The 21,780-nt window shown below is 64.6% G+C and carries 18 protein-coding genes; 7 read left to right on the top strand and 11 right to left on the bottom strand.

Annotated elements, in window-relative coordinates:
* Positions 1-11: 11 nt before the first annotated feature.
* The 7 genes from rfaE1 to nusG form a co-directional block, all read right to left on the bottom strand.
* Complete coding sequence (rfaE1, locus tag ACT535_RS00340) at positions 12-1,496, bottom strand: D-glycero-beta-D-manno-heptose-7-phosphate kinase (protein ID WP_168456649.1); 1,485 nt, start codon at positions 1,494-1,496, stop codon at positions 12-14.
* A 169-nt stretch (positions 1,497-1,665) separates the two neighbouring features.
* Positions 1,666-3,207: a glycoside hydrolase family 71/99 protein gene (locus ACT535_RS00335; RefSeq protein ID WP_476362959.1), complete on the bottom strand. Its 1,542-nt coding sequence runs from the start codon at positions 3,205-3,207 to the stop codon at positions 1,666-1,668.
* A gap of 43 nt (positions 3,208-3,250) precedes the next feature.
* The gene (locus ACT535_RS00330) at positions 3,251-4,666 is read right to left on the bottom strand and encodes a hypothetical protein (RefSeq protein WP_476362958.1); all 1,416 of its coding nucleotides are present in this window, start codon (positions 4,664-4,666) and stop codon (positions 3,251-3,253) included.
* 50 nt (positions 4,667-4,716) lie between these two features.
* A complete protein-coding gene (locus tag ACT535_RS00325; RefSeq protein WP_476362957.1) occupies positions 4,717-5,964 on the bottom strand; it encodes a WcaI family glycosyltransferase in 1,248 nt (415 codons plus the stop codon).
* A gap of 31 nt (positions 5,965-5,995) precedes the next feature.
* On the bottom strand, positions 5,996-6,952 hold the full coding sequence (fcl, locus tag ACT535_RS00320; protein ID WP_476362956.1) for a GDP-L-fucose synthase: 957 nt from the start codon (positions 6,950-6,952) through the stop codon (positions 5,996-5,998).
* Between the two features lies 1 nt (position 6,953).
* A complete protein-coding gene (gene gmd, locus ACT535_RS00315; protein WP_476362955.1) occupies positions 6,954-8,036 on the bottom strand; it encodes a GDP-mannose 4,6-dehydratase in 1,083 nt (360 codons plus the stop codon).
* A gap of 257 nt (positions 8,037-8,293) precedes the next feature.
* Complete coding sequence (nusG, locus tag ACT535_RS00310; protein ID WP_476362954.1) at positions 8,294-8,821, bottom strand: transcription termination/antitermination protein NusG; 528 nt, start codon at positions 8,819-8,821, stop codon at positions 8,294-8,296.
* A gap of 1,074 nt (positions 8,822-9,895) precedes the next feature.
* Between nusG and ACT535_RS00305 the strand changes: the two genes are divergently transcribed.
* On the top strand, positions 9,896-11,215 hold the full coding sequence (locus ACT535_RS00305) for a UDP-glucose dehydrogenase family protein (RefSeq protein ID WP_476327061.1): 1,320 nt from the start codon (positions 9,896-9,898) through the stop codon (positions 11,213-11,215).
* Between the two features lie 84 nt (positions 11,216-11,299).
* Positions 11,300-12,757, top strand: a complete 1,458-nt coding sequence (locus ACT535_RS00300) for a mannose-1-phosphate guanylyltransferase/mannose-6-phosphate isomerase (protein WP_476362953.1) — start codon at positions 11,300-11,302, stop codon at positions 12,755-12,757.
* 5 nt (positions 12,758-12,762) lie between these two features.
* On the opposite strand, the gene ACT535_RS00295 is transcribed toward ACT535_RS00300, so the two are convergent.
* Positions 12,763-13,908, bottom strand: a complete 1,146-nt coding sequence (locus tag ACT535_RS00295; protein ID WP_476362952.1) for an AGE family epimerase/isomerase — start codon at positions 13,906-13,908, stop codon at positions 12,763-12,765.
* A gap of 233 nt (positions 13,909-14,141) precedes the next feature.
* On the opposite strand from ACT535_RS00295, the gene rfbC reads away from it, so the two are divergent.
* From rfbC to ACT535_RS00270, 5 genes are all read left to right on the top strand, one after another.
* Positions 14,142-14,726, top strand: a complete 585-nt coding sequence (rfbC, locus tag ACT535_RS00290; protein WP_476362951.1) for a dTDP-4-dehydrorhamnose 3,5-epimerase — start codon at positions 14,142-14,144, stop codon at positions 14,724-14,726.
* Positions 14,727-14,730: 4 nt separating this feature from the next.
* On the top strand, positions 14,731-15,816 hold the full coding sequence (gene rfbB, locus ACT535_RS00285) for a dTDP-glucose 4,6-dehydratase (protein ID WP_476362950.1): 1,086 nt from the start codon (positions 14,731-14,733) through the stop codon (positions 15,814-15,816).
* Positions 15,813-16,775: a dTDP-4-dehydrorhamnose reductase gene (rfbD, locus tag ACT535_RS00280; protein WP_476362949.1), complete on the top strand. Its 963-nt coding sequence runs from the start codon at positions 15,813-15,815 to the stop codon at positions 16,773-16,775. The genes rfbB and rfbD overlap by 4 nt, the downstream gene beginning before the upstream one ends.
* Positions 16,772-17,644: a glucose-1-phosphate thymidylyltransferase RfbA gene (gene rfbA / locus ACT535_RS00275; RefSeq protein WP_476327073.1), complete on the top strand. Its 873-nt coding sequence runs from the start codon at positions 16,772-16,774 to the stop codon at positions 17,642-17,644. Before rfbD ends, rfbA begins: the two co-directional genes overlap by 4 nt.
* Before the next feature lie 140 nt (positions 17,645-17,784).
* The gene (locus ACT535_RS00270; RefSeq protein WP_476362948.1) at positions 17,785-18,558 is read left to right on the top strand and encodes a ferredoxin--NADP reductase; all 774 of its coding nucleotides are present in this window, start codon (positions 17,785-17,787) and stop codon (positions 18,556-18,558) included.
* 22 nt (positions 18,559-18,580) lie between these two features.
* Here the strand turns inward: ACT535_RS00270 and ACT535_RS00265 are convergent, their stop codons facing one another.
* The 3 genes from ACT535_RS00265 to ACT535_RS00255 form a co-directional block, all read right to left on the bottom strand.
* Positions 18,581-19,264: an SGNH/GDSL hydrolase family protein gene (locus ACT535_RS00265; RefSeq protein ID WP_476362947.1), complete on the bottom strand. Its 684-nt coding sequence runs from the start codon at positions 19,262-19,264 to the stop codon at positions 18,581-18,583.
* 171 nt (positions 19,265-19,435) lie between these two features.
* Positions 19,436-20,941, bottom strand: a complete 1,506-nt coding sequence (locus ACT535_RS00260; RefSeq protein ID WP_476362946.1) for an O-antigen ligase family protein — start codon at positions 20,939-20,941, stop codon at positions 19,436-19,438.
* A complete protein-coding gene (locus ACT535_RS00255; protein ID WP_168456634.1) occupies positions 20,932-21,678 on the bottom strand; it encodes a hypothetical protein in 747 nt (248 codons plus the stop codon). Before ACT535_RS00255 ends, ACT535_RS00260 begins: the two co-directional genes overlap by 10 nt.
* Between the last annotated feature and the right edge of the window lie 102 nt (positions 21,679-21,780).

Raw genomic sequence — 21,780 nt, 5'->3', positions numbered from 1 at the left:
CAGCGCCTTTCTCAGACGGCCGGGGCTGTCGTGTTGGCCCCTGTGCCCTCTGTCATGCGGCGGATGGTGTTCGTTGTGCTCCGCCCGGGCACCAGTTCGAAGCGCAGCACCTGTCCGCCGCGTGCCAGCACGGTGTCGGCACCCACGATTTCAGAGACCTGATAATCGGCGCCCTTCACCAGCACGTCGGGCTGGAGCTGCTCGATCAGCTCCTTCGGGGTGTCCTCGTCGAACACCACAACCAGATCGACCGCCCCGAGCGCCGCGATCACCTGCGCGCGGTCGGCCTCGTTATTCACCGGACGCGAGGGCCCCTTGAGGCGCTTGACCGAGGAATCGGCATTCACCGCCACGACGAGGCGATCGCAATGGGCCCGCGAGAATTCGAGGATGCCCACATGGCCCACATGCAGCACATCGAAGCAGCCGTTGGTGAAGCCAACCGCGAGCCCATGGCGCTGCCAGGCCGCAACCTGCGCGGCGGCATCCGTGCGGGAGACCACCTTGGCCGTGGAGGGCGGGCCCTCAGGCGGGCTTTGCCGGTCGAGCTCGCCGATCAGTTCGGCGCGCGAAACCGTGGCGGTGCCGCGCTTGCCCACTACGACGCCCGCCGCCGCATTGGCGATGAAGGCCGCCTCCTCGAGCGCGCCGCCGGCACCGATGACCAGGGACAGGGCCGCGATCACCGTATCGCCGGCGCCGACCACGTCGGCCACTTCGCGGGCCGCCGTCGGGATATGCACCGGTTCTCCCGCCCTCTGGACGAGGGTCATGCCCTTCTCCGAGCGCGTGACGAGCACGGCGCCGATGTTGGTATCGGCCAGCACCTTGCGGCCCGCGGCGACGGCGGAGGCATCATCGTCGCCCTGGATGCCGGTGGCCATCCAGACTTCGTGCAGGTTCGGCGTGACCAGCGTCGCGCCATCGTAGCGCGCGAGGTTCGACGTCTTCGGATCAACGATGATGGGCGCGCCCCGACGGGTGGCGAGTTCCACGGCGCGCCGGATCACGCGGGGGGTCAGAACCCCCTTCGCATAGTCCGACAGGACAAGCACGTCGTGCTTCGGTAGAGCGGCCACCACCTGCTCGATGATCGCGTCCTCGATCTCCTCCGCGACCGGTGAGCTGTCCTCGCTGTCCGAGCGCAGCATGTGCTGGCCCTGGGCGACGAAGCGCACCTTTTCCGTCGTGGGGCGGGACGGCGCGGCCAGGAACATGGACACGACGCCGGGGGTTTCATCGACGATGCGCCGCAGTTCGGCACCGCCCGCATCCGCGCCCGTGACGCCGATGAGCGTGCACTGCCCACCGAGGGAGGCAATGTTGCGCGCCACGTTGGCGGAGCCGCCCGCAATGGTGGTCGAGCCGGTTACGGAGAGGACCGGGACTGGGCTTTCCGGCGAAATGCGCCGGGCCGATCCCGTCACGAAGCGGTCTAGCATCACATCGCCGAGGCACAGGACACGCACGCGCGGGAAAGAATCAATAATGGACATGACAGATCCCGATCCTGCAGAAACAAGAAGCGTGGAGCACGAGACGCCCCCTTAGCGTAGCCGGTCCAATAACGCGCACCGCTACCTCCCGGTCAACGATGAGCTAGAGTTCAAGTTGGTCGCTCCGGCTCCAGAAATTCTAGACACCGGTTAAATATCCCTCTCCCCTCTAAGGCTGGCGCGCCAGACGCGCCTCGCCTTTTGTGGCGATCATGGTAAAATCTTGATAGGGTCCATGATCCTGGATGCCACTTCGGCTCGTCACCTCCACGATGGAACGCCCGTCCCGAAAAATCTCAACCCGCGGCGTCGCCGCTTCGATCTTCCCGACGCGCGTCACCGTGCGGAACCCTCCGGAGACAGGGAAGCTACCCGGCTGTGCCGCCACCTCGTCACTCTTCGGCCGGACGGTGGGGGGCTCGGCGACGATGATCCATTCGCTGAGGCCCGCTCCCACGTCCAGAGTGAAGCACGCCGTGCCGATTGAGAGCCTCACCTGTGCCGGCGCAGTCAGTAGCGTGACGACATCCACATAATCGACGGTCGGGACGATATTACGCCATTTGTACTGCTTCACCGTCGCGGCTGGATCATCGAGGCGCGCCCTGGTCGTCTGCCTCGGGTGAAAGATCATCGCCGTCTCGGCTCCGAACGACAGCTCCCCCGCCCCCCTCAGCCGGCCGACGAAGTATTTGGTTAGGTCGAGGAAAGCCGTGCCGTGACTGTTGGTGGGTACAACGGCGCTGTCCTCGGAAAAATCGTTCCAAGTCTGAATTTCGATGAAGGGCGGCTTGCGTATGATCGCCTCGTTCCAGGCATCAATAAAGCGCGCCGCCCCGAAAGCGTTGGCATACTCCCAGGGCGGCAGACCTGCCCGGCGCTGGTAAAACCCAAAGGCCAGGGGAAAGACGGCCTTCATTTGCCCCGACTCGGCGAGATTCATGAAGATGCGCGTCGAGCGACCCGACCAATCATCGGCAGGCACCCAGCACCCGAGCGCATCGGCGAAGCGCGAGAAGCCGTCGATGCGCTTCGTACCACCGCCCGTGTTGACGATGAGAAACACACCTTCGCGGCCGCCCCACTCGGCGAACAGATCGTTCAACAACGCGCTCGCTCGGGACGGCCACAAGTTTCGGTCCACGTTCGGCAACTGGTGGCTCACCAGGAAGACGGGTTTGCCTTGGTATCGTTGCAAGGCGTCGGGAAACACCTTGAGGGTGTCTGCGACCGTTCGGCCGTAAGCCGCGGCATCCACTTTGTCCGCATCAAACCACAGCTCGGGGATCACCTTCACCCGAGAAGCACTGGCTGCCGCCAGCACCATGCGCAGTGGCTGCGCAAATTGGCTGTGCGGCAGGTGACCCGGACCAATCAGCAGTCCGGCAGCATTGATACCGTTGCGTGCCATGAGATCGAACTCGCGGCGCGTCGCCTCGATCCCGCCGGTGCCAGCTTGCATGTCATCGCGAGAAAACCATTGGCTTTCGACGGTGAGGGGCGCCGGCATCCCCCGTCCGTAAAAGGCATCATACTGAGCCACCTGAGGGGTGGCCTCGGTAAAGCTGCCGGCGACGTAGCAATGCATGTAATGGACAAACACCAACGGGTTAGGCTCATCCGATGTCCCGGACCACGCGGCTCTGCACGGCCGGAGCCCAGTTGCAAGGCCCAGCATCCCCAGAACCGTTCGTCGATCGAAGACCGGCATCAAAAGCAGCTCCACGCAGTCCGCGCACCGTCTCGGGAGACCTTCAGCGTTGAACGGACCAGCTCTTCAACCAGATGACGCGAGCCACCCAAAGGACAAGCAATATTATTGCCCCTTGGTAGACGATATACTCCTTCAGGAAATAGCTAAAAGCATTCCTTTGAAACCAGAGAACATGATAGGAACCGCAAACGAGCATCAATCCGAAGAAACCTCTTCGGCCGTTCTTGTCCGCCATAATATAAATAAATCTAAATATTAACACCACAACCATTGTCATTACGAAAACACCGATAAATCCACCGACGAGATAAGCCTCTCCAAAATAGGAAAACCCCCACCCCCCACCCAATTGGGCGATCAAAGGGGTCAGCGCAAAAGAAAAACGTGTATTGACGGACTCGAACCCCCCCGGAACAATAAATTGTGGCAAAGACATTTGCCATGAGAGCAGATAATCACCGAAATACGGCAACGGCTCGATAAAGCCCTCATAGGCGGCTGAAGCCGTCCCGAACAACACCGGGGTTTCGCCCGAAATAAAGTCGCCTATCGAATCCCAAAATTCCGCAAATCGGTCGGGAGACAAAAATTCATCCACTCCGATGCCACGCACGCGCAGGAAACCAAGATAGGCAAACAGCAAGGCCCCGCAGACCAAGGCCGATAATATAATAGAAACACCGACCATTGATCTAATGCGCAGGCGCGCCGCCAGAAAAAGCACAAGCGGGATTATGATGAATTTTCTCTGCGCCGTTGCAACGTACATGATTACGAACGGAAGGAGCGCGATCAGCCAGTCAACTGGCCTCAGCTTGGACCGCGTAAAGACAATCGCAGCACCAACCATGCCGAAAGGCCCTGCCAAGAACAGGACCCCGGATCCCCCCTCCAGACGTTGCGCAAACGAGTCGCTATATGCAACATCACCAGAACTTACGATACCAAAACGCACGACATACAAAAGACCAAGCGTCGACCCAATCGCTGCAGCGCAAAATGCGGCAAGGTCCATAAAACTAGGATCTGGCTCAGCCTTAACACTCTCTTGCGCTGGAATTTTTAGTATTAATCCGGAAAAATAAACCCAAAATACAAATGAAAATAACGCAACAGAAAATATATAATACCCACCCTCAAAATTAAAACGAGCCGCTCGCCCGTAAGTATCCGCGCCCTGAAGAAATGGCAAATACGAATACATAAGCATTACGATTAATCCGAGGCCAATCGGATTTCTCAACTCACCAATTACATACAAAAGATAAAATGCATAAAATACATAGAAAAAAATCGACAGTGCAAACACGACATTAGAGTCGGGCACCGACAGTTGCATGATCATGATGAAAAAAGACGGCAGGACGAACGGACCGGTCATGCTCACATCACGCCGCGCCGCGACACGCGGCTCGCGCGTGATCCGCCCAACGTCCTGTAGAGAACTCATAGCCATCGTTTGCCTACCCTCTTCTCATCCACCGAAACCACCAGCGTTAAGTGCGGCTATCTGACGGCTGCCCTCGACTGCAGATCATCTCCATTTTTCAGCGCAAGCAGTTGTTCGAAGTGATCCATGGCACTTTTTTCGGACAATGTCGTGGCGAGATGCGCGAGCGTTGCCCCCGCATCGGGCACACCGCCCCCCGCATGGCGGCGGATGGCCTCCGCCATGGCAGATGGATCCCCCGGCGTCACGAGGGTCGCGGCGCCGACGAGGAAGTCGGCAAGTTCGGTTCCCAGCTCCGCCGTGACCAGGATCGGCCGTCCGCTCGCAAGCATGCCGCCGAGCTTCGACGGCAGCACCAGATCCGCCGCGCTCGCCTGCTGCGGCAGGAGGTGCAGGTCGCACAGGCTGAGGAACTCGGGCAGGCGGGCATAGGGCTGGAACGGCAGGAAATGCACGTTGGGAAGGCCGGCCGCCTGCCGCTGGAGGTCCGTCAGCGAGGGCCCCTCCCCGGCGATGGCGAAGACGATGTCGGAGCGGTCCGCCAGCTGCCGTGCCGCCTCGACAACCACGTCGAGCCCCTGCTTGGGCCCGATGTTACCGGAATAGAGCGCCACGAAGGCATCGCGCGGCAGGCCAAGCTCCTCGCGATAGGCATAGGCCGTCGGAAGGGGGCGAACATGGCCGAGATCGACCCAGTTGCGCACCAGGGCGATGCGCTGCTCGGGAATGCCCTTCTCGGCGATCCGCTCCGCCATGCGCTGCGAGATGGTGACGATGGTGTCGAAGCGCGACAGGCAGAAACGCTCGAACGCTGCCGCGAGCCGCTTCAGCCCCCCTGCCCCGCCGAGATGCCCCACTGCGAAGGCCGCATCCACTTCCAGATCCTGCACATGCAGCACAGTGCGCGCGCCGGTCAGCCAGGCCGAGAGGAGCACGAACGGCGCCGCAAAAAGCGTCGGTTCGATGGACAGCACCGTGTCCGGGCGCCGGCGCAGCGCCCGCCACAGCGTCACGGGGGCCGAGGAGGCGGCGAACGACATGGGCGCGATCAGACGCCAGATGCCGCCCATCGCGGACCTGACCAGGACGGGACAGCGATAGAGCCGTGCGCCGTCCCGCTCCTCGGTGGAGTAGCGGTTGCGGTAGGGGGCCTTCACCGTCCAGCCGGGGTAATGGGGCGGCGCGGTGACCACCTCCACCTCATGGCCGCGGCCAACCATGAGCGCCACCAGCTCTCCGGTGTATTTGCCGCAGCCGGTAAGCTCCGGCGCATGGTTCATGGCGGAGACGAGAAGCTTGCCCATGATATTCCGTCCGTGACCCGTGCCCGCCGCTTCAGCTCGCGGCCCGGAGAGCGCCCTGGTTCTCAAGGAACCAGCGGTAGCTCGTCGCGATGCCGTCGCGAAGCGGGATGGACGGCGTCCAGCCGAGCGCACGCAGGCGGTCGGCGCTCATCAGCTTGCGCGGCGTGCCATCGGGCTTGGAGAGGTCGTGCACGATCTCGCCGGTAAAGCCCACCACGTCGCAGACCGTGCGGGTCAGCTCCAGGATGGTCACGTCGTCGCCCGAGCCCACGTTGACGTGGGTGTCGCCCGAATAGACCTTCATCAACAGCACGCAGGCGTCGGCGCAATCGTCCACATGCAGGAACTCGCGGCGGGGCGTGCCGGTGCCCCACATGACGATTTCCTTGTCGCCGCGCAGTTTCGCCTCATGCGCCTTGCGGATGAGCGCCGGCATCACGTGGCTGGAATTGAGGTCGAAATTGTCGCCCGGCCCGTAGAGGTTGGTCGGCATGGCCGAGATGAAGTCGCTGCCATGCTGGCGCCGGTAGGCCTGCGCCAGCTTGATGCCCGCGATCTTGGCGACCGCATACCACTCGTTGGTGGGCTCCAGCGGTCCCGTCAGCAGGGAGTCCTCGGTGATGGGCTGCGGCGCCATCTTGGGGTAGATGCACGATGAGCCGAGAAACAGCAGCTTCTCCACACCGAAGCGATGGGACGCCTCGATGATGTTCGCCTCGATCATCAGGTTGTCGTAAAGGAAATCGGCCGGATAGGTGTCGTTGGCGAGAATGCCGCCGACCTTGGCCGCGGCGAGGAACACCGCGTCCGGACGGGTCCCCTCCACGAAAGCGCGGACGGCGGACTGTTCCTTCAGGTCCACCTCCGCGCGCGAGGCCGTGACGACCTCGCATCCCTCACGCGCCAGGCGCCGCACAATGGCCGAGCCCACCATGCCGCGATGGCCGGCGACCCAGACTTTCTTGCCCTCGAGCGCGTAGAATCCCATCTCAGGCTTCCTTCATGACGGTCGAGGTCTGCATCACCTTGAGGTCTTCGGCGACCATCTCGCGGCAGAGCTCGCGCACCGACGTCTCGTGGGTCCAGCCGAGCTTCTCGTGGGCCTTCTTGGGGTTGCCGATGAGGAGGTCGACCTCGGTCGGGCGGAAGTAGCGCGGATCGACCTCGACGAGGCACCGGCCCGACTGGGTGTCATAGCCCTTCTCGTCCACGCCGCTGCCGCGCCATTCCAGCGCGATGCCCACGTCCTCGAAGGCCCACTGCACGAACTGGCGCACCTCGGTGGTCTCGCCGGTGGCCAGCACGTAGTCGTCCGCGGCGTCCTGCTGCAGGATCAGCCACATGCCGCGCACATACTCGCGCGCATGCCCCCAGTCGCGCTTGGCATCGAGATTGCCGAGATAGAGCTTCTGCTGCTTGCCGTGCCGGATGGCGGCGACGGCGCGGGTGATCTTGCGGGTCACGAAGGTCTCGCCGCGCAGCGGGCTCTCGTGGTTGAACAGGATGCCGTTCGAGGCATGAATGCCATAGGCCTCGCGGTAGTTCACCACGATCCAGTAGGCGTAGAGCTTGGCGGCCGCATAGGGGCTGCGGGGATAGAAGGGCGTGGTCTCGGACTGGGGCACTTCCTGCACGAGCCCGTACAGCTCGGACGTGGAGGCCTGATAGAAGCGCGTCTTCTTCTCCAGCCCCAGGATGCGGATGGCCTCCAGCAGGCGCAAGGCGCCGATAGCGTCGGCATTCGCGGTGTATTCCGGCGTCTCGAACGACACCTGAACATGGCTCTGCGCGGCGAGGTTGTAGATCTCGTCCGGCTGGCACTGCTGTACGACCCGGATCAGATTGGTGGAATCCGTCATGTCACCATAGTGCAGGACGAACCGCGGGTCGGACTCGTGCGGATCCTGGTAGATGTGCTCGATACGCCCCGTGTTGAAGGACGACGAGCGGCGCTTGATGCCGTGGACGGTGTATCCCTTCTCGAGCAGCAACTCTGCCAGGTAGGCGCCATCTTGACCGGTCACGCCGGTGAGAAGAGCCACCTTGCCATTGGACGGAACCTTCACGGACATTTATCGCCTCACTGTGTGCTGAAGGCTCGGCAGCGGCCCGGCCCCCAAAGTGCCCCCAACTCATGACCGTCCCAGCGAGGCCGGTGGTCATCCCAGAACCTTCCGCACGGGTCCCTGCTCACGCGCACCAGGCCGCCGACAGGAACGCACACCGAGCAAATCCGGCATGCTACCGCACTGCGGGTGAAACGACAGCGTCGTCCCGCCCGACTTCAATCCGCACGCCACCCGTTATACGTGCGCAAGTCCGAGTATACTCAACCCGCCGGGACGAGCATTTCTCGGTCAATACTCAATCGTACGCTACCATTCATCACCGACAGGAGTAACGCGACGCGCCCCCGTCCATCCAGTCTTTCGAGAATGCCAAGGCCGCCCGAAAACGGACCCGAGATCAGGCGCACCGGATCGCCCTGCTTCAGGTCGTAGTCGACCACGGTGATGCCATCGGCGGCGGTCGCCTCCACCATGGCTTCCACAACGCCCTGAGGGACCGGCTGCGGACGCTCGCGGGCCATCACGAGGCCCGAGACACCGATGGTGCCGTTGATGGAGCGCCAGCGATCACGCTCAGGATCGAAGAAGGCAAAGCCATAGCGGGGAAACATAAAGGCTCGGACAGTCTCGGTCTTGCGAGCGTGCCGCCGCGTCTCCCAGATCCGGGGGAAGAACACCTCGAAGCCCTGACGATCAAGCTGCCCCTGCGCCACCGCTTCCATGCGCGGGAGCGTATAGATCACATGCCAGCGCGACCCGGTGGACATGAGGGAGGAGGGAAGCGTCATTGCCGTGAATCTATCTCGCCCACGCGCTTGACCAATTCGCTAAGCGAGACATCGCTCGATGCCGGACGAAGGAGCCTCCCGCAACGAGACCCCCGCCACCCTGAACCGATACGCCCGCCCCCGGCGCTTTGTCGGCACACGCCCAACCTGACCCGCCAACATAAGACAGACCCTCTGGGCGCCCCGCACGCTTAGCATTCGGGCCATGCCGACAAGACGACGAATTACGTAGATTTCCATAGGCGATGCGCATTTATTTTGCAATGCAGAAAATTGGGCACAGATTAAATATCCAGCAAATTCAATAAATTGAGGCAGACCCGTGACACCATCGCCCGCCCCCGATACACTTTCATTGCGCACCGCACCACCGCCTCGACCCACTGCCGTGCCGCCCGCCGAAGCGAACGCGCTGTGCCGCGAGACGCCCGCGAGCACTGACTGACGCAAATTTCGCAAAAAGCAAAGAAGACCAGGTTCAAGACCCTAGCGGGAAAGTAGAAAAATCCCCCTGCGACAGATTGGCAGCCAGTAGCACACCCATAGGTAGGCAGGATGAGCCACCGATATTCTCAAGGCACTATCGAGAACCAATCAGCAGCGCAGATGCCACCTCCCTCATTTGACAGCCCATTGACGGAAAATCGGAACGGCGATTTTGCGCTTGCGAACACCCCTTCCCGCTCCCCGCGCCTCCAGGCAACTGCGCGACCGGATCCCCAGGCACGCGCCAACGGGCGCGCGCGCCGTCACGATGGACTCCCGCGAACCTTTTGTCGCGCAATTATAAAATCTGAATGACCGGCGACTGCACAATGCCCGATCCTTGGTCAGCGGGTCAGCAGATGTGCATCTGGCGTACGGGCGCCTGACTGCAACCCCGGCTTTGGAAGAGCGGTGAATCGGGGAAAAATGCCGACTTACGCCGCAGCGCAGCACTGGATAACGCCGCAAATTTGTGCAGAGCGCAATCCTAAGCGTGTACTGCAAAACGTCATTGAGATTCCGTATCGATACACGTAATTAGCACGAAGCAGACCCTGTGTGGTCGCGCAGCTTGGGGAAGTGGGGATCATGCGCGTTGCGATGATTGGCGCGGGCTACGTCGGCTTGGTTTCCGGAGCCTGCTTCGCGGACTTCGGGCATATCGTCACCTGCGTTGACACGCACGCCGGCAAGATCGAAGCCCTCAAGCAGGGCGAAATTCCCATCTATGAGCCCGGGCTCGCCGCGCTTGTCGCGAACAACGTGAAGGCGGAGCGTCTCTATTTCACCACCAGCCTCGCCGAAGGGGTGAAGGACGCCGACGCCGTCTTCATCGCGGTCGGCACGCCGTCGCGCCGCGGCGACGGCCATGCCGATCTTTCCTATGTCTATCAGGCCGCGCGCGACATCGCCGGCGCCATCAGCCGCTATACTGTCGTCGTGACCAAATCGACGGTTCCGGTGGGCACCGGCGACGAGGTGGAGCGCATCATCCGCGAGACGCGCCCGGAGGCGGAGTTCGCGGTCGTCTCAAATCCCGAGTTCCTGCGCGAAGGCGCGGCCATCACCGATTTCAAGCGCCCCGATCGCATCGTGGTGGGCACCGAGGATGAGCGCGCCCGGCAGGTGATGACGGAACTTTATCGCCCGCTGTTCCTCAACCAGTCGCCGCTGCTCTTCACCTCGCGCCGCACGGCCGAGTTGACCAAGTATGCGGCCAACGCCTTCCTCGCCACCAAGATCACCTTCATCAACGAGATCGCCGATCTGTGCGAGCAGGTCGGCGGCAATGTGCAGGACGTGGCCCGCGGCATCGGCCTCGACAACCGCATCGGCTCCAAGTTCCTGCATGCGGGACCCGGCTATGGCGGCTCGTGCTTCCCGAAGGACACCCTCGCCCTCATGAAGACGGCGCAGGACTATGGCGCACCCGTCCGCATCGTTGAGACCGTGGTGGCGGTAAACGACCAGCGCAAGCGTGCCATGGCCCGCAAGGTCACCGAGGCGCTGGGCGGCTCGGTGCGCGGGAAGACCGTGGGCGTGCTGGGCCTCACCTTCAAGCCCAACACCGACGACATGCGCGATGCTCCGTCGATCGCCATCATCACCGCCCTCCAGGACGGCGGCGCCATCATCAAGGCGCATGATCCCGAGGGCATCGAGCAGGCCAAGCTGGTGCTTGACAAGGTGACTTACGTCGACAGCCCCTACCTCGCTGCAGACGGTGCCGACGCTCTGGTGATCGTCACCGAATGGGATGCCTTCCGCGCGCTGGACCTGAAGCGGATCCACGGCATGATGGCGCAGCCGGTGGTGGTGGACCTGCGCAACATCTATCGCCCCGAGGAGATGGAAGGACTCGGCTTCCGCTATTCCAGCGTCGGCCGCGGCAGCCTCGCCAGCGCCTGACCGGCATTGCCGCCCCGACGCACGGCGTGTGCCCAGGGCGGCGGCATTGCTGTAGACTGCCTCGATTCAAGCTAGGCGCCTGCCATGACAAGCCAAGCACAGCCCGAGTCCCCCCATGCTGCCGCCGGGAAGATCATCCCGGTCGTCCTGGCAGGAGGATCGGGAACACGCCTCTGGCCGCTGTCGCGCAACAGCCTGCCCAAGCAGTTCCTGCCCCTCGCCTCCGACCACACGCTCTTTCAGGACACGCTGCTGCGCTGTGCGCCGGACGACGTGTTCGGCCCACCGGTGGTGGTGGCCAACGAGGAGTTCCGCTTCTTCGCGCAGCGTCAGGCCCGCGAGATCGGCATCGACGCCACCGTCATGCTCGAGCCTGCCCGGCGCGACAGCGCGCCCGCCCTTCTTGCTGCGGCCCGCCATGTGGCGGACACCTATGGTCCAGAGACCCTGGTGCTTGCGCTCGCTTCGGATCATGTGGTGCAGGACACGGCCGCCTTTCGCGAGGCCGTGGAGCTCGGGGCGAAGATCGCCCGCCCCGGACGCATCGTGACGTTCGGCATCTCGCCCACCGAGCCCCGCACCAGCTACGGCTACATCCGGTTGGGCACGGAGCTCGACCCGCTCGGCGCCTACGAGGTCGACTCGTTCGTCGAGAAGCCGGACCGCGCGACGGCCGAGCACTATGTGCAGGCCGGCTACCTCTGGAACTCCGGCAACTTCCTGTTTCCCGCGGGCCTGCTTTTGGCGGAGGCCGAGCATTACGAGCCGGCCATCGCCGCAGCGGTGACGGCCTCCGTCGCCAAGGCGAAGATGGATATCGTCGGCTTCCTCAGGCTCGATCCGGCGGCGTTCAAATCGTCGCCGGCCAAGTCTATAGATTTCGCGGTGATGGAGCGCACGCGTCTCGCGGCTGTGGTGCGCGGCAGCTTCGGCTGGTCCGACGTCGGCGCCTGGGACGCACTCCACGAGATCGGCACCAAGGACGAGACCGGCAACGTGACGGTCGGCCTCGTGCAGTTGCTGGACAGCTCCGAATCCTACGTCCGCTCGGATGGGCCGCTGGTGACGGCCATCGGCATCGAAGGTCTATCGGTCATCGCCACCTACGACGCGGTGCTCGTCATGCCCGCGAACCGCAGCCAAGACGTGAAGCACCTCGTCACCATGCTCAAGGCGCGGAACCCGCGCGTGGTGGACGAGCATCTCACCGTCCACCGGCCTTGGGGTACGCTCGAAAGCGTGTGCGAAGGTGCGCGGTTCCAGGTGAAGAAGATCGTGGTCGAACCCGGCGGCGTGCTCTCGCTCCAGAAGCACTATCACAGGTCCGAGCATTGGATCGTGGTGCACGGGACGGCCGAGGTGACCGTGGAGGATCGCACCTTCATCGTGCACGAGAACGAATCCACCTACCTGCCCATCGGCACGGTCCATCGGCTCAAGAACCCGGGCAAGATACCCCTCGAAATCATCGAGGTGCAGACCGGCTCCTACCTCGGCGAGGACGACATCACCCGCTTCGAGGACATCTACCAGCGCGCCTGAGCCCCTCAGGCGAGGCCGCCGGCCTTCAGCAGCACCGCGAAGGCCGACAGGATGTGATAGAAGGAGGACGCTGGCGACGGCTCTTCCACGAAGGCGCCATCGGCAAGCCATTGGTCGCGCCACAGGCCGGCGACCGGCACGTCCAGATAGACTTTCAGAACCTCGAACGCCTCGCGGGCATCGGATACGAAGGCCTCCCGCACCTCGCCGTCGGGCGTTGGCCCGGCAAACACCAGCGCGGTGCGCAGGCGCTCGGTCTGAGCCCACAGGCGGGCGCGCGGGTCGGTCGGCACGCCAGCCGCATCCACGGCGAAGATCGCCGCGCGTCGGTCCGGGGCGATGCCGAAGCGGGTCCCGAAGGCGTAGAGCCGATCTGCCGCGGCACGGTGTTCGACGCCCAGCACGTCGCCGGCATGGCGGAATAGATAGGCCCACTCGAACTGATGCCCCGGCTCCCGCACGGCACCGGCAGCGCCTTCCGCAAAGTGCCAGTCGCCATCGTAATACTCGCCAACGGCACCGGTCTCGGGATCGAGGAGGCGCGTCGCACCAAGCTCGACGATTGCGCGCGCCACGCCCTCGAATGGCTCGCGGATGCCCTCGGCCACCCAGGCGAGTTGCGCCTCCAGAAGGTGCATGTGCGGATTGGAACGCAGCGGCAGAATGCGGGGGTTCGCTTCCTCGAAGCCGATCACCGGATGTTGGCGCTGCGCCGACAGCTCGGCCTGGAGGGCGCGGGCGGCGGCGAGCAGGTCCATATCGCCAATTCCGGCCGCATGGGCCTGGGCGAGCGCGAACAGCACGAAGGCCTGATCGTAAAGGTCCGCGGTCTCGTCCAGCGGCGCCCCGTCCGGTGCCACCAAGCTGCGATACAGCCCGTCGGGCCGACGAAAACGGTCCATGAAGAAGGAGAGGCCGTGGGCGGCCGCCTCCCGCCACGGGCCCTGCCAGCCGAGGCGCCCGCCCTCGATGAAGGCGTAGGTCTGCCGCGTCTGAACGCGCAGCCGGCGCGGCGCGATCACCGGCGCTCCATCAAGCGCGATCTTCTCGTAGAAGCCGCCGGAAGGGTCTGCCCCCGCCTGCCACCAGAGCGGCAGCGCGGCATCGAACAGCCATTCACGCGCCCAGCGAGCCTCGGCCTCGAGCATCATCGCGACTCCCCAGTGTCCGCAGCGGCTGATCTTGACGCGCCGATCCCGACGTCGCCATTTCTGCCTTACCGCACTGCAGCGACAAATTGTACCTGCTCGTGCCCGGCTGGCCTGCGGAATAGGCTGTGGCCTTGTGTTCTCACGCTTCGGCCCGTGTGCTAGAGCACCCGCCCATCCAGCTGTGCCGCAAGGCGAGATTGATTCACCCGGCTCTAGGAAATGTGGGTACGCTCATGACGGCATTCCTCCCGCTTGGCCTGCCCGACGTCATCCTCGTCCAGCCGCGCCGCTTCGGCGATGCGCGGGGCTATTTCTGCGAGACCTATGTGAAGCCCGTATATGCGGCGAACGGGATCGGCGCGGATTTCGTGCAGGACAACGAGTCGCTGTCGGCGCAGGTCGGTACCGTGCGCGGGCTGCACATGCAGGCACCGCCCTTCGCCCAGGCGAAGCTGGTGCGGGTGCTTTCCGGCGCCATCTTCGACGTGGCGGTGGATGTGCGGAAGGGCTCTCCCACCTACGGCCGCTGGGCTGGCGCGCGCCTGACCGCCGAGGGCGGGGAGCAGCTTTACATACCCCAGGGTTTCGCCCACGGTTTTTGCACCCTCGCGCCGGACACGCGCGTCGCCTATAAGGTGGACGCGGTCTATGACCGGGCGAGCGAACGCGGGATCATCTGGGACGATCCCGACCTCGCCATCGACTGGACCCTGGGCGAAGGCGAGAAGATCCTCTCGGACAAGGATCGCATCTTGCCCCGCCTCAAGGATTTCGACAGCCCGTTCGCCTATCAGGGGACGGCGGCGAACGAAAGGTAGCTTCATGCGGGTGCTGGTGACGGGTGGCGCGGGCTTCATCGGCTCTGCGGTGGTGCGGCACCTCGTGGGGCTCGGGCACGACGTCCTGAACTTCGACAAGCTGACCTACGCCGGCAACCTCGCCTCGCTCGCGACGGTGGTCGACAATCCCCGCTACACCTTCGTGCAGGCCGACATCTGCGACGCCTCCGCCGTTCGTGCCGCGCTGGAAGGCTTCAAGCCCGACCTCGTGATGCACCTCGCCGCCGAGTCCCACGTGGACCGCTCCATCGACGGCCCGGGGGATTTCATCTCCACCAATGTGGTGGGCACCTACACCATGCTGCAGGAGGCCCTGCGCTACTGGCGAACGCTGCCGGGACCGCAGAAGGAAGCCTTCCGCTTCCACCACATCTCCACCGACGAGGTGTTCGGCAGCCTCGGTGCCGAGGGGCTGTTCCGGGAAGACACCCCCTATCAGCCCAATTCGCCCTACTCTGCCTCCAAGGCGGCGTCCGACCATCTCGTCCGGGCCTGGTTCCACACCTATGGCCTGCCGGCGGTGATGTCGAACTGCTCGAACAATTACGGGCCCTACCACTTCCCCGAGAAGCTCATCCCCCTCGTCACGCTGAATGCGCTTGAGGGGGCGGAACTGCCGGTCTACGGCACCGGCGAAAACGTGCGCGACTGGCTGTTCGTGGAGGACCACGCGGAGGCGCTGTTCCTCATCGCCACCAAGGGCCGCCCCGGTGAAAGCTACAATGTGGGCGGCGCCTGCGAGCGGCGGAACATCGACGTGGTGCGCACCATCTGCACCATCCTGGACGACCTCGTGCCGGACGCCACCATAGGCAAGCGCGAGGGGCTGATCCGCTTCGTCACCGACCGGCCCGGCCACGATGCGCGCTATGCCATCGACTTTTCCAAGCTGAACGCCGAACTCGACTGGTCGCCGCGCGAGACGTTCGAGACGGGGCTGGAGAAGACCATCCGCTGGTATCTCGCCAACCGCCCGTGGTGGGAGCCGCTGCGCCAGCGCTACCAAGGCCATCGGCTGGGGCTGGACAAGGCACCGGCGGCCGGGGCCAAACTGGGGCTCGCATCTTGACGCGCATTCTTCTGTTCGGTGCCGGGGGGCAGCTCGGACGCGAAACCGTCGCCCGCGCCGGTGAGCGAGGGATCGATCTCGTCGCCCTCGGCCATGCCGACCTCGACATTTCCGATCCGGTCGCGGTCGCGCGCGCGCTTGAGGCTGCACGGCCGGACGCGCTCATCAATGCAGCCGCGTACACCGCCGTGGACAAGGCCGAGAAAGAGCCGGACCTCGCCGCCCGCATCAACGCCTTCGCGCCCGGCCTCATTGCCGAGCGCTGCGCGCGCTATCGCACGCCGTTCGTCCACGTCTCCACGGACTACGTGTTCGACGGCACCAAGCAGGGCGCCTATGTGGAGGCGGATCCCGTGGCGCCACTCGGCGTCTATGGCCGCACCAAGGCCGCCGGCGAGGCGGCGGTGCGCGCCGCGCACGAACGCCACGTGATCGTGCGCACGTCGTGGGTCTACGGCATCCACGGCAACAACTTTCTGAAGACCATGCTGCGCCTCGCCGGCGAGCGCGACCAGTTGCGCGTCGTCGCCGACCAGCGGGGTTGCCCCACCGCCACGCGCGACCTCGCGGAGGCGGTACTGGCTGCAGCCCTCGCAGCGGCGAAAGGCGACGCGCGCTGGGGCACCTACCATTTCGCAGGACACGGCGTGACAACCTGGCATGGCTTCGCCAGCGCCATCGTGGCGGCCGCCGAGCCCCACACCGGCCGCAAGCCGGAAGTCGCGCCCATCACCACGGCCGACTATCCGACGCCGGCCAGCCGCCCGAAGAATTCGGAACTGGCCAGCGACCTGTTCGAGCGCACCTTCGGCGTGCGTGCCGCCCCGTGGGAGCAACGCGCCCGCGAGGTGGTGGAGGCGCTTCTCGCCAAGGTTCCGGAGCCTGAGGCTTCAAAGCCCGAGATGGCCCCGGCTCCCTCATCCGCAAGTCCCGCGCCGCAATCCGAGGAAGCATCGTGAAGGGTATCATTCTGGCCGGCGGTTCCGGCACCCGGCTTCATCCCATCACGCTCGTCGTCTCCAAGCAGCTGCTGCCGGTCTACGACAAGCCGATGATCTATTATCCCCTCTGCACGCTGATGATGGCGGGCATCCGGGACATCCTCATCATCACGACGCCGCACGATTCCGCGCTGTTCCAGGCGCTGCTGAAGGACGGCAGCCAATTTGGCATCAACCTCACCTATGCGGTGCAGGAGCAGCCCCGCGGCCTCGCCGACGCCTTCATCGTCGGCCGCGAGTTCGTGGGTAACGACCGCGTGGCGCTGGTGCTCGGCGACAACCTCTTCTTCGGCCATGGCCTGCCCGAGCTTCTGGCGGATGCGGCGCGGCAGGAGCGCGGCGCCACCGTGTTCGGCTATCCGGTCCACGACCCCGAGCGCTACGGCGTTGCGGAAATGGCCGCGGACGGCCGCGTGCTGTCGCTGGAGGAGAAGCCCAAGGCTCCCAAGTCGAACCTCGCGGTGACGGGTCTCTATTTCTACGACAACCGGGTGGTGGACATCGCTGCCAACCTCGCCCCCTCCCCGCGTGGCGAGATCGAGATCACCGACGTCAACAAGGCCTATCTCGAGCTCGGCGAGCTGCGCGTGGCCATGATGGGGCGGGGCTTTGCCTGGCTCGACACCGGCACGCCGGACTCCCTGGTGGAAGCCGCCCAGTTCGTCCAGATTCTGGAAAAACGGCAGGGCCTGCGCATCTCCTCCCCCGAAGAAGTGGCTTACCGCGCCGGCTTCATCGACCGCGCGGGGTTGGAAGCGCGGGCGCACGACCTCGCCAAGTCGAGCTACGGCCAGTATCTGGCGCGTGTGGCCGCCGGCACCGCCTGACACCGACAGGGCGGCTGCGGACACCCGCCGCACTTTTGAAGCGCGGCCGCATCCTGTAGGGTGACGGCCGTCTTCCCTTGAGCTTTGCGGGATTTTCGCCATTCCGGCGCGCCGCACCTTGTCGAGACCGGACTTTCGAGATGAGCAATTTCAACGAAGAGACCGTTACCAGCGTCCACCACTGGACCGATAATCTCTTCTCCTTCACCTGCACCCGCGATCCCGGTCTGCGCTTCCTCAATGGCCAGTTCACGATGATCGGCCTGCTCGTGGACGGCAAGCCGCTGCTGCGCGCCTATTCCATGGCGAGCGCGAACTACGAGGAAGAGTTGCAGTTCTTCTCCATCAAGGTGCAGAACGGGCCCCTCACCTCGCGCCTCCAGCATCTCAAGGTCGGCGACAAGATCCTCGTCGGCCGCAAGCCCACCGGCACGCTGGTGCAGGACAGTCTGTTGCCCGGCAAGCGCCTCTACCTCCTCTCCACCGGCACGGGCCTCGCGCCGTTCCTGTCGGTTGTGAAGGACCCGGAGGCCTATGACCGCTTCGAGACGGTCATCCTCATCCACGGCACGCGCACGGTGGCCGAACTCGCCTATGACGAGTATCTGACCAAGACCCTCCCGAACGACGAGATCCTCGGCGAGGAGGTTCAGGCGAAGCTGCGTTACTACCCGACCGTGACCCGCGAGACCTTCCGCAATCAGGGCCGCATCACCGACCTCATCACGTCCGGCAAGCTCTTCGCCGACCTCGGTATGCCTGTGATGTCGCCGGAGGAAGACCGCCTGATGCTCTGCGGCAGCCCGGCGATGCTCAAGGACGTGGTGGAACTTCTGGAATCACGCGGCTTCACTGAGGGTAGCCAGTCGGCACCCGGCCACTATGTGATCGAGAAGGCTTTCGTCGAGCGCTGAGCATGATGGGCCGACCGCGGCCTCAATGCGCGGCCGGCGGGAGGGAGCGCAGCATTTCATCGAGGCGCACCTCGAGGATGTCATGCGCCGCCTTGGAGAGATGAATTTCGTCGGTGGCGAAGCGGGGCGGAAGCGTCGCAGCGTCTCCGACCAGAAGCGCGTCCGCGTCCAGGATCAGAATGTCGGCGGCCGCCAATCCACGAATGTGGGCGTTCACCTCGTCGATGTTTCCATAGACCCGGTCCGACCAGAACGGCCGCCGGATCAGCCGCGGCGTCGTCGGACGGACGATGGTGGAGACGATGGCGATCGCACCGGAGGCCGATGCCTCGCGCGCAAACCGCGATAGGTTCGCCTTGAGGTTGGAAATGGCCGCCTGCTCGCTGTCCGGAAGATTGGCGGCGGCCACCATGTCGTTGATGCCGGTGACGATGAGCACCGCCCTTGGTCTCAGGTCGACGACGTCATTCTTGAAGCGGTAGCTCGACTGGACCGAGGTTTCTCCGGAAACGCCCCGGTTGACCACCTGCCAAGCCGATGCAACCGCCGGCCTTACAGTGATCTGGTGCGCGCGGGAATCGCCGAAGATGACGAGGCGACCTTGGCCCGTCTCCGACAGATCGCGATTGGCCTGGGCGAAGCGTTCCGGATCGATGGGGCGGAGCCGGACCTCGGATCGGTCGAGAAAGAAAGAGCGCGCGCCCATCACGGCTTTCGTCAGCCCGCCGGCCAGAAGCAGGCAGAGGACGCTCAAAGCCGCAAGGCCTGCCGCCGGCCAGTTCATCCCGTCTGGTCCAAGGCTGAGAAGCGCTCCCGGATCATGCCATGACCGGCCAGCAGCCCGTCGCACCGGAGCGCCGGCGGGCGAAATCCCCCGTCATGTGGCGGAGCTTGCGGCGGGGGTTCCAGGAACCACTGCCGTCTCGGTCTCAGCCGTCTCGGTCCCAGACGGCAACGCCGGGCGCCGAAGCACCCGCTTTCTGACCAGCTTGCGCTCTTCTCGCGGGAGGAAGGACCGGCCGAGAGCAATGCCGACAACGGACAGATAGATGATCACGAAGCCCGGGATCTGCAACGGGAAGTCGAAGCTCGTATGCACGGCCCCGATTATGCCGACCAGGACGCCGGCCAGAATATAGGGATCATCGGGCCTGCGGATCGCGCCCCGTACCATGAGGCCCCCGCAGAGCGCCACAAAGGCGAACACCACGAGCGCAAGCGGCACGCCGCCCTCGAAGGTCAACTCAAGAGGCGTGCTGTGACCGATGTCGAATACGGCCAACGTCCCGAGGTCCTCGGTGCGGAACTGGGGGAAGCTCTCCACGAAGCTGCCGAGCCCATACCCGATGAGAGGCCGCTCCGCGATCGCGCCGAGCATCATCTCATAGGCGTCGTAACGCCCGAGGATATCAAACCCGAGCTTCGCCTGTCGCTCGCGCCATGCCCCGCCCGAGAGGCCGTAGACGAGGGACAGGAGGACGAGAATGCCGAACGCAAGCTTGAAAATGGACGTGCGCCTGCGCAGGCGAAGCTTCGAGACAACAGCGCCGATGGCTGCAAGGAGCGTCAGGACGACACCAGCGCGCGAAAGCGTCAGGGGCAGAAGCACGACCAGGAACAGGCCGGCCGACGCAGCGATGATCCGCCTGCGCCCACCCTCGCCACTGAACATGCTCGACAACGGCTTGTTATCATGCGCCGCTGCGAGACCTCGCGGCAGCAGAAGGGCCAGCACGATGAGCGCTGCCGAGCCGAGATAGATCGCAGTGGTGTTCTTGTTCAGGAAGAAGGTGGTCAGCGATCCATTCTGGTCGAACGGCCGCAGACTGTCGGAATCGAAAACGAAGCCCACCAGCCCGATGAAGCCGTAGAGGCAAGCCGCGCCGACAATGGCGCGCAGAACGAGGTCGGCTCGCCTGCGATCCGGACCGATCACGACGGCTGCCGTCAGCACCAGAGCCGCCAGGAGAGGCCGGCCGAGAAAGAAGAGCGGCGAATGGCGGACCGACCCGGACAGGGGCGGAATGTCCATGCTCAGGATCTTGCCGGTTTCCGACCAGATGGCGAGGGGGGCGGGGCCTGGAGAGATGGACTGAAGGAAGGCGACGAGAGCATAGGCCGCAAGAACGATCAGCAGCCCCCCGAGCACCAGGGCCGCGCCGCGCGAGACGTCGCGATAGCTGATGAGGAGGACAGAGACTGCCGCGAACGCCGTCCAGACCTGGACCCAGAGCAGCGCGACCGATCCGTCCGGCACCGGCGCAAGGACCACCATGGCCAGGAAAACCCAAAATCCAATGCGGTCCGGCAGGCTGCGCACCCGGCGCCGACGCCCGCGGACCTCCGGCGATGCCTCCGCCTTTGCCTCGTCGGTCACTTCCACGGCCGGCTCCCCAGGGGTTCGACCGCGGGCAGGCTGATGTCCTCGCCCCCGTTGCGGATCACGTCGGCGGCCCGCTTCTGGGCCCGCTCCGGCGCCTCGGCCAGGATGTCGCGGATCACGATGCGGGCTTCCGGCTTGGCGGCGATATACTGCTCGCCGACGAATTCGCCCCACTGCCGCACGGCGAGCCAGTTCACCGACTGCTTCAGGTCGGCCAATTCAGCCGAATCCAGCTTGGGATACAGCGAGAGCAGGATCTCCATGCGGCGGATGAGGGGCCAGCCCTCGAAAGCGCCCGTCTGGAACGACTTTCTGAGATAAGTCCGCAGCAGAGGCGTATCCTCGTGCCGGATGTGCTCGATCCAGGCCAGAATGGTCCAGGCACGGGGCGATCCCGGGCTGCAGGTCAGGCTGGCCTTCGCCGCCTGCTCGGTCGCCGTCAGCCTTTTGTCCGCGAGATCGGCGTCATCACCCTGGAACGCGGTTTCGGCCAGCGCGGCGCGGATGATGGCAAGGTCTTGAAGCGCCTGGTAATCACAGACCGGATCGGACATCACCACGGACATGTCGGCGTCCATGGCCTCGATCAGCGCCGGATCGTATGGCTCGCCGGCCATCATGTGCAAAGCGACGGGTCGCAGAAACAACCCTGAGTCGATGCGCTTGACACCCACGGAGACGGATAGCCAGAGCGCAGCACCCGCGACCATCACGATGCCGGCCAGTCGGGCAGCCATCGTCACTGCGGTCCCAGCGGTCGAGGACGGGTGACCCTCGCGGCCACCGCCCGTATCGGACCCCGCCCGGTCGCCCGCCCCAGCGAGCGCGGGTTCGGCGGG

The sequence above is a fragment of the Xanthobacter sp. DMC12 genome, assembly GCF_056314105.1.
The sequence above is the reverse complement of the archived record's forward strand: the minus strand, read 5'-3'. Positions and strand labels throughout refer to the sequence as shown.

Bases quoted from the DNA above. Each gene is read 5' to 3' on its own strand.
- ACT535_RS00270 (WP_476362948.1), top strand. From the start codon at position 17,785: ATGAGCAATTTCAACGAAGAGACCGTTACCAGCGTCCACCACTGGACC.
- ACT535_RS00325 (WP_476362957.1), bottom strand. From the start codon at position 5,964: ATGGGCAAGCTTCTCGTCTCCGCCATGAACCATGCGCCGGAGCTTACC.
- nusG (WP_476362954.1), bottom strand. From the start codon at position 8,821: ATGACGCTTCCCTCCTCCCTCATGTCCACCGGGTCGCGCTGGCATGTG.
- rfaE1 (WP_168456649.1), bottom strand. From the start codon at position 1,496: ATGTCCATTATTGATTCTTTCCCGCGCGTGCGTGTCCTGTGCCTCGGC.
- ACT535_RS00335 (WP_476362959.1), bottom strand. From the start codon at position 3,207: ATGCCGGTCTTCGATCGACGAACGGTTCTGGGGATGCTGGGCCTTGCA.
- ACT535_RS00305 (WP_476327061.1), top strand. From the start codon at position 9,896: ATGCGCGTTGCGATGATTGGCGCGGGCTACGTCGGCTTGGTTTCCGGA.
- ACT535_RS00265 (WP_476362947.1), bottom strand. From the start codon at position 19,264: ATGGGCGCGCGCTCTTTCTTTCTCGACCGATCCGAGGTCCGGCTCCGC.
- gmd (WP_476362955.1), bottom strand. From the start codon at position 8,036: ATGTCCGTGAAGGTTCCGTCCAATGGCAAGGTGGCTCTTCTCACCGGC.
- ACT535_RS00295 (WP_476362952.1), bottom strand. From the start codon at position 13,908: ATGATGCTCGAGGCCGAGGCTCGCTGGGCGCGTGAATGGCTGTTCGAT.
- fcl (WP_476362956.1), bottom strand. From the start codon at position 6,952: ATGGGATTCTACGCGCTCGAGGGCAAGAAAGTCTGGGTCGCCGGCCAT.
- rfbB (WP_476362950.1), top strand. From the start codon at position 14,731: ATGCGGGTGCTGGTGACGGGTGGCGCGGGCTTCATCGGCTCTGCGGTG.
- ACT535_RS00330 (WP_476362958.1), bottom strand. From the start codon at position 4,666: ATGGCTATGAGTTCTCTACAGGACGTTGGGCGGATCACGCGCGAGCCG.
- rfbC (WP_476362951.1), top strand. From the start codon at position 14,142: ATGACGGCATTCCTCCCGCTTGGCCTGCCCGACGTCATCCTCGTCCAG.
- ACT535_RS00255 (WP_168456634.1), bottom strand. From the start codon at position 21,678: ATGGCTGCCCGACTGGCCGGCATCGTGATGGTCGCGGGTGCTGCGCTC.
- ACT535_RS00300 (WP_476362953.1), top strand. From the start codon at position 11,300: ATGACAAGCCAAGCACAGCCCGAGTCCCCCCATGCTGCCGCCGGGAAG.